This window comes from Paenibacillus germinis, from assembly GCF_013141785.1.
GTDB lineage: Bacteria > Bacillota > Bacilli > Paenibacillales > NBRC-103111 > Paenibacillus_E > Paenibacillus_E phytorum.
Genome location: NZ_WHOC01000166.1, coordinates 1 through 10,070, shown reverse-complemented (window position 1 = coordinate 10,070; position 10,070 = coordinate 1). Strand labels below are relative to the sequence as shown.

At 46.4% G+C, this 10,070-nt stretch carries 10 protein-coding genes and 1 pseudogene; 7 read left to right on the top strand and 4 right to left on the bottom strand.

Going from position 1 to position 10,070, the window contains the following annotated elements:
• From GC102_RS32270 to GC102_RS32260, 3 genes and pseudogenes are all read left to right on the top strand, one after another.
• The coding region (locus GC102_RS32270) for a VOC family protein (RefSeq protein WP_512698998.1) at positions 1-239 on the top strand (239 nt) is incomplete at its 5' end.
• Between the two features lie 322 nt (positions 240-561).
• Positions 562-1,744: pseudogene (locus GC102_RS32265) on the top strand (MDR family MFS transporter).
• A gap of 206 nt (positions 1,745-1,950) precedes the next feature.
• On the top strand, positions 1,951-2,196 hold the full coding sequence (locus GC102_RS32260; RefSeq protein ID WP_171693126.1) for a VOC family protein: 246 nt from the start codon (positions 1,951-1,953) through the stop codon (positions 2,194-2,196).
• 87 nt (positions 2,197-2,283) lie between these two features.
• On the opposite strand, the gene GC102_RS32255 is transcribed toward GC102_RS32260, so the two are convergent.
• Positions 2,284-2,451, bottom strand: a complete 168-nt coding sequence (locus GC102_RS32255; protein ID WP_246321240.1) for a tetratricopeptide repeat protein — start codon at positions 2,449-2,451, stop codon at positions 2,284-2,286.
• 181 nt (positions 2,452-2,632) lie between these two features.
• Positions 2,633-3,343, bottom strand: coding sequence for a TetR/AcrR family transcriptional regulator C-terminal domain-containing protein (locus GC102_RS32250; RefSeq protein ID WP_171693125.1), 711 nt, complete (start codon positions 3,341-3,343; stop codon positions 2,633-2,635).
• A gap of 147 nt (positions 3,344-3,490) precedes the next feature.
• Here GC102_RS32250 and GC102_RS32245 point away from each other — a divergent pair, with 147 nt between their 5' ends.
• Positions 3,491-4,855 (top strand): FAD-dependent oxidoreductase, encoded by a 1,365-nt coding sequence (locus GC102_RS32245; RefSeq protein ID WP_171693124.1) that lies wholly within the window; start codon positions 3,491-3,493, stop codon positions 4,853-4,855.
• A gap of 87 nt (positions 4,856-4,942) precedes the next feature.
• Here the strand turns inward: GC102_RS32245 and GC102_RS32240 are convergent, their stop codons facing one another.
• Entirely contained in the window at positions 4,943-5,782 is an 840-nt protein-coding gene (locus GC102_RS32240) for a helix-turn-helix transcriptional regulator (protein WP_171693123.1), read from the bottom strand.
• 155 nt (positions 5,783-5,937) lie between these two features.
• On the opposite strand from GC102_RS32240, the gene GC102_RS32235 reads away from it, so the two are divergent.
• Positions 5,938-7,314, top strand: a complete 1,377-nt coding sequence (locus tag GC102_RS32235) for an MFS transporter (RefSeq protein WP_312883433.1) — start codon at positions 5,938-5,940, stop codon at positions 7,312-7,314.
• A 192-nt stretch (positions 7,315-7,506) separates the two neighbouring features.
• Here the strand turns inward: GC102_RS32235 and GC102_RS32230 are convergent, their stop codons facing one another.
• On the bottom strand, positions 7,507-8,343 hold the full coding sequence (locus tag GC102_RS32230; protein WP_246321238.1) for a helix-turn-helix transcriptional regulator: 837 nt from the start codon (positions 8,341-8,343) through the stop codon (positions 7,507-7,509).
• A gap of 158 nt (positions 8,344-8,501) precedes the next feature.
• Here GC102_RS32230 and GC102_RS32225 point away from each other — a divergent pair, with 158 nt between their 5' ends.
• Together GC102_RS32225 and GC102_RS32220 are read left to right on the top strand one after the other, a co-directional pair.
• Positions 8,502-9,137: an FMN-dependent NADH-azoreductase gene (locus GC102_RS32225; protein WP_171693122.1), complete on the top strand. Its 636-nt coding sequence runs from the start codon at positions 8,502-8,504 to the stop codon at positions 9,135-9,137.
• A 49-nt stretch (positions 9,138-9,186) separates the two neighbouring features.
• Entirely contained in the window at positions 9,187-9,690 is a 504-nt protein-coding gene (locus GC102_RS32220; protein ID WP_171693121.1) for a hypothetical protein, read from the top strand.
• Positions 9,691-10,070: the final 380 nt, after the last annotated feature.

The window sequence follows — 10,070 nt, the reverse complement described above, 5'->3', positions numbered from 1 at the left end:
ACGTTGAAAATGGTGATGCTGTGTATGAACAAGCGCTAAATGCAGGAGCCACTTCTGTAACTATAATAACAAAATTATTCTTTGGTGACTGTGTCGGACGTGTACGCGATCCATTGGGTAATATTTGGTGGTTCCAGCAACGTATTGAAGATATCAATCACGAGGAGATGATGAACCGGGCAGGGCAAAGGGAGTATATCGAAGCCATGAGGTATGTTCAGAATTCTTTGAAACTATAAGCTTATAAAGACCCCTCCATCATTCCGTTAACGAAAACGATTGCTCGATAAAAATTCGACAGTCTAGGACTTTATTCTCGTCCATGGCTGTCGTTGTTTCTTTTTGTTGGGTCAGTCCATGACCTGTTGTGTAAGAGTGATGGATAATTTTATGAGATGTGCCGACCGGCGGTGCTCAAGATAAGGTTCTATGATAAAAGCCTTTTTCAGAATGGTTGAGTGGTGCTTACCAGTTACCTGGAATGAGCGACCCTTTATGTTACATGTTTGGGTTAATCAATAGGCGTGATCATATAATCAAAAAACAGGAGGACCCTGTCAAGTGAATTGGTTCAAATGGGATCTGAATCTGAAAATCAGGTTGACCGGTGACACTTTGTTCAACCTGCTGTTTTGGATGTACTTTCCTTTCATCACCCTCTTCTTCAGTGACGCTTTTGGAAAATCCATTGCCAGTATGTTGATGGCGGTGCCGCCTATGATTAGTCTGGTGGGCAGCTTATTTGGCGGACTCCTTTCAGACTGTCTGGGCCGGAGGCCGGCTATGCTGTTGGGAGCATTTCTGCAGACTGCGATGTTTGCCTTATTTGCGCTATCTTCGTCTCATTGGCTGGATTATCTCGCATATATCGGGCTTGGATTGGGAGGAGCAATATATACTCCAGCCAGCTCAGCTATGGTGGCGGATGTGATACCGGAAAAAGAAAGACGGATGGTCTATGCCACGTTTGTTACGGGAAGAAACATCGGGGCGGTATTCGGCCCTGCGCTGGGCTCGGTCTTCTTTTTCCGATACCGACATGAGCTGCTCTGGACCTGCACTACCGTGACAATGCTGTATTTCTTGGCGATTCTATTTTTGATCAGGGAGACTCTCCCGGTAACGGCCAGAGTGACCCGGTCAGGCCATAAGCTGTCCGGAATTTTGAGGGAGCAAGTAAGCAGCTATGGCATTATTTTCAGGGATAAGGTATTTGCTCTTTATATTGCTGCCGGCATTTCGTGGCTGGACCCTTTCTCTCAGCAGCACGCAAGTGTTCGGCTGGATGCTGGGTCTAAATGGTCTCTTGTTTGTACTATGTGCCCTGCCAGTAACGAAGTTATTTGAAAAATGGTCTGAACGCAACATTCTAATCATGTCCACGCTGCTGTTCGGAGTGGGAATGTTTATGATTGGTTTGACGACACATGTATGGCTGCTGTTTATTTTCACATTTATCTTTACCATTGGGGAGCTTTCACGCAGCCCGGTTACGGACAGTTTCATCAGTAAATATGCGCCGGACAATGCCAGAGGTAAGTATATGGGGGCATCCAGTCTTCAGTACTCGGTGGGCAGGTTTATTGCTCCCGTCACGATCATGCTCTCCATATGGTTTCCTCCGCCAGTGGTGTTTGGATTTATCTTTTTGGTCACCATCCTTAGTTCCCTTCTCTATGTAAAAGTGTTTAAAATTATCCCTGCCAGTTACTACGATCACAAACGGGAGGAGGTTGCTAGCTGACATGCTCTTGGTACTGAAGAATCAGGGTTATACAATGCCTCGTGATTTTGATTTTTATACAATGGAAGGTTAAATTAAGAGAATAAAAGAACATGATGAAAATATGCAAAAAGATCAAGCGTATTACTTTGGAATCTTTAAAATTAATGACAATACGTTAATTGGCACATTTAACCTCTTTCAAGTGCTTCGAGGTGCCATTCAAAGTGCTTTCAAGAGATACAGTCCAACTCCTCGATTTCGTAAAAAGAGCGTTTAATGCTCATGAAATCAGCCGATTGTATAACGAAGACAGTTCTGTCGGACATGCAGAAGTTCGGATTGGTGATTCGATAGTCATGATGTTCGATGCTATAGAAGCGCGGCCAGAAACACCGGGTTTCTTCCGTCTTTACGTCAAAGATGGTGATGCTGTATATGAACAAGCTCTAAGTGAAGGGACACTTCTGTAACTAAAATAAGTAAGATCGGCATCACTTAAAAAAATAAGTATTCAACATAAAGAGCGGTAGCCTTGGACGAGAAAATAAAGTCCTAGACTACCGCTGAACTATTTTTGAATGATCGTACATACCTAAAGTTCGATACGTACTCCCAAGTCCTAAATATGCTCCTTGTCTTTCTTCACCTGATAATCCGAGTTCTAAAGACTTTTTATAAAAAGGTACTGCTTCCCTTGTTCCATTACATCGTGAATCCAGGCACATTAATACCATACTGACGGATCTAAAGGCTCATGTTTCAATAATTCAAGTAATAATGACCTGGCTTCTTCTTTTCTAAAAAAATACTGCTTCGCACTGTAAAGGGTTGCCTCAGAGCAGCCTTTTTATATTGTCCTAAGCTTCTTTGTCGGCATAACAGTTACAAGTAGGAACTCAAAAAAAATTACGGATTATCCTTGAGCTGCCCATGAGATTCGTCGAGTTGCCGTTCAAGACCATCCAATAAGATCTTGATCCCAAACCAAAACCGTTCGTTGTTATCAGGATCCACCAATTCGGCTGTCAATTTGGCGATGTTCGGGTAAACATCAACTGAGAAATTCATCAACGTATGTCCTGTTGCATGTGCAGTTTTATCGCCAATCGCACTTTCGTTAATTTCTTCCAGGACGAATGCGGTAGAATAATCGACCAAGAGCCGACCCGCCCTAGAGGCGGTTAAACCGTCGAGTCCCGCATCAAGCAAGGCACCGAGTGTCATATCAATCAACCGTAGACGATTGTGTCCTGTTGGTATGGTACCGGCAAGAATGCGGCCAGAGTCTCGATGAGCCAGCAACACGCGTCGATACTCTCTCAAAAGAGACTCTAACCGCGTGCGCCACGGACCATCAAGTTCGGGCATTTGAACTTCACCACTGATGGAGTCGGCGAGCAAAGCGAGAAGTTCATCCTTGTCGCGGACGTACCAATAAAGTGTGGATGCTTTTATACTAAGCCGTTCGGCCAATCGGCGCATACTCAAGCCGTCGAGGCCAACCTCATCGAGCAAAATGAGCGCGGCTGAAACTACCTGTTCCCGATCAAGCGGTTTTAGTGCCGGTTGCTCATCACCAATGCCCGCTCTTTTACTGTTGCGTCTTGTTTTTGCCATTTTCCTACCTCCAACTACCATTCTGCAAATATAGCCTATCACTATTGACAAAGAGGCGCAACTGCATTAGTCTAACACTGTACTACTAAGTGAAACGCTGTTAGACTAAAAAGCAATTACTAGACAAATTAAAAGCGAGGGATTTTTATGGATGATTCTTCCGTTCATGTTTTGATTATTGGCGCAGGCACAGGCGGACTATGTTTGGCACACGGCCTTAAGAAGGCAGGGATCCGCGTTACCGTTTATGAACGTGATCGTACCCGATCCGATGGATTGATGGGCTACCGTGTCGGTATCGATCCCGATGGCAGTCGGGCTTTATACGCATGCTTGCCATCTGATCTTTATGACACATTCATCGCTTCTTGTGCCCGCTCTCCGATCTATGGAAATATGCTGACTGAACAGCTGTCCGAACTTCTATCGATGGGAGAACGACCTGCTGTCGACCCGATCGCCCATGATCCGATTGATAGCGAAAAATCGGTAAGCCGGATGACGCTAAGACAAGTGTTGTTGACCGGACTTGAAGATGTCGTGCACTTCGACAAAACTTTCAGTCGCTTCGAGCAGTATCCCAACGGCAAGGTGATCGCATATTTTGAAGATGGGACCTCGGCTGTCGGTGATGTGCTAGTTGCTGCCGATGGGACCTCTTCCCGGGTTCGCAAACAATATCTTCCACAAGCCAAGCTTGAGGATTCGGGCCTTATCGGTATCGCCGGAAAAATTCCGTTGAATGCAGAAACAAGAGCCCTGCTGCCTCCCAAAGTATTGGAAGGAGTATCGATGGTTTTTGCGCCAAAAGGCTACAACTGCGTTATACATGTCATGGAGTTCAAATGGGATCAAAGTGGGACGTTAAAGAACGGGATTGGGGGCAATGACGCGGAGCTGTTGTCCGCTTGGCCAGGATTGCTGTACGATAATACACGCGATTACATTATGTGGGGATTTAGTGCCGCGAAGAGATGGCTGCCAGACGTCGTGTTGAGCATGAACGGTTCTGATCTGCTTCGTCTAACACAGGAGAAGACGCAAAATTGGCACCCCAATCTGCAGAAATTATTTAGCCTTACCGATCCAAGTACGTGTTTCCCGATTAATATCCGTACATCCGTGCCTGTACCAGCTTGGTCGGCTACCAATGTAACGCTTCTCGGCGATGCCATTCATACGATGACCCCAGGCAGGGGTGTTGGCGCCAACACTGCGCTTCGGGATGCCGCGCTGTTGTGCCATAATCTAAAAGCTGTTCGTGATGGCAGCAAGACGCTTATCCAAGCCATTCAAGAATATGAAAAACAAATGATCGATTATGGGTTCGATGCAGTCATAAAGTCCAGGAAACAAATGAACGGGAACGGTCTGATGCACAAACCCGTTATCGGACGCCTAGTTTTGGCTTTTATGCGTATCTTTATGAGGGTAGTCAACCATTTGCCAACCGTAAAGCGCCGCATGGACGAAGCGGAGAGGAACTACCGTGGTGCGGGGCGTAAAGAATAAATAATACATTTCACTGCTTAATGACAGAAAAAAATTCCTAGAAAGAATCAGCCCGACCATTTGATCGAGCTGATTCTTTTTTTACAATTACTCTAATAGAAGCTTGCTCAGCTTGGAGATCGTATCGTCATCGTTTGACGGTATATTGATCGTGACCGTAAGGTGGGGAGCATCCGATACAAGAAATGAAATTTGATCGAATACGATCAGTCCGACCGTTGGATGATAATTGATTTTTTTTCCTTCAGGGCCGTTCAGAACATCATGCTCTGGCCACCATGTCCTGAATTCCTCGCTTGCTTGATTCAATTCATCGATGAGCTCCATCCACCAAGGATCACCCGCAAATTTTCCGTAGTTGGCGCGAAACTGAGCTAACCGGTGCCTGGCATGAGTTTCCCATGTTTCCTGGAGCAACTGCCGGACATACGGTGATGTGAACGTCCGCCAGACGGAATTACGCTCACGCGTCGACATATCTTCATAATTCCCGTAAATCATGCTTGCAACCTTGTTCCATGCAACAACATTCAGGCGCTGATCAGTAACGATGGCCGGACTCGTCCCCTGCAGATCAAGGAAGCTCTGCAACCTCGGGCTAATGACACTTTCGGCTGGTATGAGATCGGGAGGCAGTTGCTGGAGGGCCAGCTGAAATAAATGTTTTCGCTCATTTGAATCAAGTTGGAGAGCCCGCACAATATTCTCCAGCACTTGAGTGGATACCTGAATGTTTCGCGCTTGCTCAAGCCACGTATACCAGTCCACGCTGATGCCCGAGAGCAACGCTACTTCCCCGCGCCGAAGTCCTGGCGTTCGCCGCCGACCTCGATTAGGCAAGCCAGCCTGTTCGGGTGAAATACGGGCACGGCGCGTCTGCAAAAACTGAGCCAGCTCATGTAATCGAACATTGGCTGATTGTTCCATTGTTGCACACCTACCCCCTTGTCGGATTCCCATTATAGGAGAATTACTCATATGATAAACCATCATCTAGTTCTAGTATACGATCTATTTTACAATAATGAAGGAAGTGGTGAGTAATTCAATCTTGTAATGAAAGGGGAATTATTTTGGGAAAAGTGATGCAAATACAGTCCAGCAGTACCAGTAAGCTGGTAAAAGCGCTGCTGCTTCTAGGACTTTCTCTAGGATACTTTATGGTGCTCCTGGATATGACAGTGGTAAGTGTCGCATTACCTGCTATTCGCGACGACTTGGGGGGAGGGATAGCCGGCCTTCAATGGGTGGTCAACGCCTACACGATCGTTTTCGCGGGCTTGCTGCTGTCGATGGGGGCGATTGCCGATAAGTTGGGGGCTAAACGAGTCTATATCGGTGGTCTGGCGCTATTTCTCGCCGCATCAGCCATTTCAGCAGTTGTTCCGTCTCTTGGTGCACTTATCAGCTTACGCGCTATACTCGGTGTGGGAGGTGCAGCCTTGTTGCCAGCCTCGCTCACCCTCTTTGTACATTCTTTCCCTGAGCCGGCTCAACGTGCTCGGGCTCTTGGCATATGGGCAGCGGTTACGGGAATAGCAATGGCCGCAGGACCTGTCATCGGTGGACTCTTGGTAGACTCACTCGGTTGGCGCAGCATTTTTCTTCTCAATGTGCCGCTTGCTGTCATTAGTTTGATCCTGACTTCGCAGTTCGTCAACGAAACAAACCGTAATCCGCAGCAAAGCTTTGACTTAGTAGGCCAAGTCTCAGCCATTGCCGCCATTGTCGTATTGTCCTTCGCTCTCATGGAGGGGGAATCATACGGATGGAACTCCCCGGTTATTTTGGGGGCATTTAGTCTGGCACTGGTGTGCGCTATCGTATTCTTGATGGTGGAAGCGAAAGGTAAGACACCGCTGCTACCACTGCAGCTATTTAGAAATTCCACCGTATCGGCGGGAATGATTGCCGGGATGGCCATTAATATCGGCATGTCGGGGATTCTATTCATACTTCCATTATTCTTCCAACAGTTGCGCGGATTATCGGCCCATATGGCAGGACTCGCGCTCCTTCCGATGATGATTCCAATGGCCTTCAATCCGATTTTTACCGGTCGAATCGTGGGTCGAATCGGAGCAAGAATACCGATGACGATCGGGTTTAGCCTTGGGGCTCTGGGTACACTGTTGCAAATATGGGTGGATGTGAATACGAGTTATGCGCTTACCCTGCTTGGTTTGCTCCTGATCGGTTTCGGAGTGTCCTTTACGATTCCATCGTTGATGACAGCCGTTATCTCATCTGTCCCTAAAGAACAGACCGGTGCTGCTTCAGGAGCGCTGAATTCAAGCCGACAGCTCGGCGCGACGCTTGGCGTTGCCATCCTCGGCTCGATTCTAAGTGGCAGCGAATCTTTTATTGCCGGAATGCATATGTCGCTAGTTGTTACAACCGCTATCTTGTTCGGTGGCAGCTTACTCTCGTTCGCGTTTATTGGCCGCACAAAGGGATAACATAGGCTTCTAAGTGGGAGATGATACATATTGAAGCGTTAAAGCTATAAACATCAGGAGAAGGCTGCCGAGAGCAATTGGATCGGCAGCCTTTTACACTAATTGGTTTGATGAGTAATGTTTAGCATAATTACATGGCGACTGAAGCGGATTGTGCGAAAGTTCTCCGAAAATGAAAGACTCTCTTCGGGCTCAGAAGAGAGTCAACTGTTCTAATTTTCTCCTGGTTTCGCTGTCTGCTGGAGTAAACATTTTCATCATCAGATTTTTGTTTTCTTTCAGCACAAAGCTTTTATGCTCCAGGATCAGTGTGCCCACAGCGGGGTGCCTCATTTCTTTTCTCTCTTCCGGATTTTCCGTCACGTCATGCCTTGCCCACAACTCCCTGAACGCTGGGCTTACTTCGCTCAATTCGCCAATCATCTCTACATACCAGGGGTCATCCACCAATTTGCCGTAATCGGACCGGAGTTGGGCCAGCAGACTTTGGGCGAGCATCTCCCATTTCGTATAGAGCTCCCTGCATGCTTCATTGGTAAACATGTACCAGATCAAATTACGCTCTTGCAAGCTCATTCGCTCAAAATCTCCAAAAACCTGTACAGCCATCCGGTTCCAGGCCAATATGTTCCAACGCATGTCGGCAATGTATGCCGGGCAGAACTGGAATTGATCCAAAATTTCCTGATGAACCTGCGAGATCTCGTTTTTCCAAGTATTCTGCACCTCCATGCGCAACATCTGAAGAGACAGCGTGAACAGATGCCTACGTTCATCCGGGTTCAATCGCAAGGTCCTAGCAAGACTGTCCAGAACTTGATCGGATACACGAATATCCCGCCCTTGTTCCAGGGCTGTATACCATGGCAGCGATATTCCGGCCAACACCGCTACCTCTTCTCTGCGCAAGCCAGAAGTCCGGCGACGCGAATGGTCGACAGACAAACCTGCTTCCTTCGGTAAAAGTCGCAATCGACGCGTCCTCAAAAAGTCAGCCAGCTCCATTCGCCGATGTTCATTATTACTCAACTGGAACCCTCCCTAATCCTGATACTGACAATACTACTTTAGTTGCTAATAGGATATCTGATAGTTTCATAAACTCTCATCTATTTCAGACTGAGCTTATCTCTTAAGATTAACACTGAACATAAAATTAGCAATTGTTTTAGGAGGAGAAACTATCCATGTCCACACTTTTGTACATTACCGCACATCCATTTGAAGCATCGAAATCTTTCAGTTTGGCGGCTGGCGAAGCTTTTCTTCAGGCATATCGCGTAACTCATCCTGCCGATAAGGTCATTATTCTTGATTTGTTCAAAGTCGAGATACCGCTCCTTGATGCTGATGTTTTTCACGGCAGGGAAAAGATGCAAGAAGGTATGGCTCTCAAACAGCTGCCTGCAGCGGAACAGGCTCAGATAACCCGTATGTCTGATCTGGTTGAGCAATTCATCGCAGCAGACAAGTATGTATTCGTCACACCAATGTGGAATTTTTCGTATCCGCCTGTCATGAAAGCCTATCTCGATACCCTTGCGGTTCCCGGAAAAACGTTCGCCTATACAAGCAGCGGCCCGCAAGGTTTGTTGGCTGCTAAAAAAGCGCTTCACATCCAGGCGAGCGGAGGCGTATATTCCGAAGGTCCGGCCGCACAGATGAATTTAGGTCACCAACATCTGTCCACCATCCTGCAATTCTTTGGAATCTCCCAGGTCGAAGCGTTGTTTATTGAAGGGCATAACCAATTTCCAGATCGTGCGCAGGCAATCAAGGATACTGCACTGTCCCGTGCTGAGATCATCGCCACAGACTTTTAAGATAATAACCTGTTAAGCTACTACCAAAATGAATGGAGGTTTTATTTCAATGTTAAGAATCACATCTGCTTTGAAAGTCGGGGTTATCGCAACAGCGGTCATGGAAATCTTTTTCCGAATCACCGATTCCTTGTTTAGTCACGGAGTAAACTTTGCTTGGTTGAATGGAACCTCTTTTGGTCTTGATTCTCAATCTTTTTCTACCTTGATCGTTGGATATGCAGAAATTCTCTTTGGTGGTGTAGTCTTCGCGTACTTATATGATCGATTTGTTCCCAGAAAAAACATGTGGACGGGCATTGGCTTTTCTGTTCTTTTTGCCATGATCATTGTTGCTGGCCTTATTATGATGCCAATTATGGGAGCGACGCACCCTCTAGTGATTGTTGGTATGATTCCAAATCCCGGACTGTTTGGTATTGGATTCGGCATAAAGGCTGGTCTCTTTAACTTCCTGGGACATGTGATTTACGGAATCGTTTTGGGCTCTGCAAGGCAGCTACGTCTGGATGCAAGAGAAGAAAGACCAGGCGTTGAGCATAATCTTAATTAAGGTATCACTCAGTCAGACGGAACGGCGAGGATCAGAATCACCAGGAATGATGTCCTGTCAGCGGAGGCTAGATCAGCATTTCTTTTAAGACACAGTGAACGTTGATAACTAGCTTTGTATGACCCTGTATCAGTCGAAATGATCATTGCCATTAAAATGAGGAGCACCAAACTCATTCTAACACTGACATATTTTTGTCAGCATTACATGTATATAATAAGGCATGTAAATGACATTAATTATAAGAGGAGAATGTATATGACAACAAAATCAAATTCAATTCAGCCGATTCCCGAAGGCTATCGCACTGTTACACCGTGGATTATCACAAAAGATACCGTCCAACTCCTCGATTTCGTAAAAAGAGCGTTTAATGCTCA

Excerpts from the sequence above, each read along its gene's own strand:
- GC102_RS32255 (WP_246321240.1), bottom strand. The coding sequence starts at position 2,451 with ATGTGCCTGGATTCACGATGTAATGGAACAAGGGAAGCAGTACCTTTT.
- GC102_RS32250 (WP_171693125.1), bottom strand. The coding sequence starts at position 3,343 with ATGGCAAAAACAAGACGCAACAGTAAAAGAGCGGGCATTGGTGATGAG.
- GC102_RS32245 (WP_171693124.1), top strand. The coding sequence starts at position 3,491 with ATGGATGATTCTTCCGTTCATGTTTTGATTATTGGCGCAGGCACAGGC.
- GC102_RS32240 (WP_171693123.1), bottom strand. The coding sequence starts at position 5,782 with ATGGAACAATCAGCCAATGTTCGATTACATGAGCTGGCTCAGTTTTTG.
- GC102_RS32225 (WP_171693122.1), top strand. The coding sequence starts at position 8,502 with ATGTCCACACTTTTGTACATTACCGCACATCCATTTGAAGCATCGAAA.
- GC102_RS32220 (WP_171693121.1), top strand. The coding sequence starts at position 9,187 with ATGTTAAGAATCACATCTGCTTTGAAAGTCGGGGTTATCGCAACAGCG.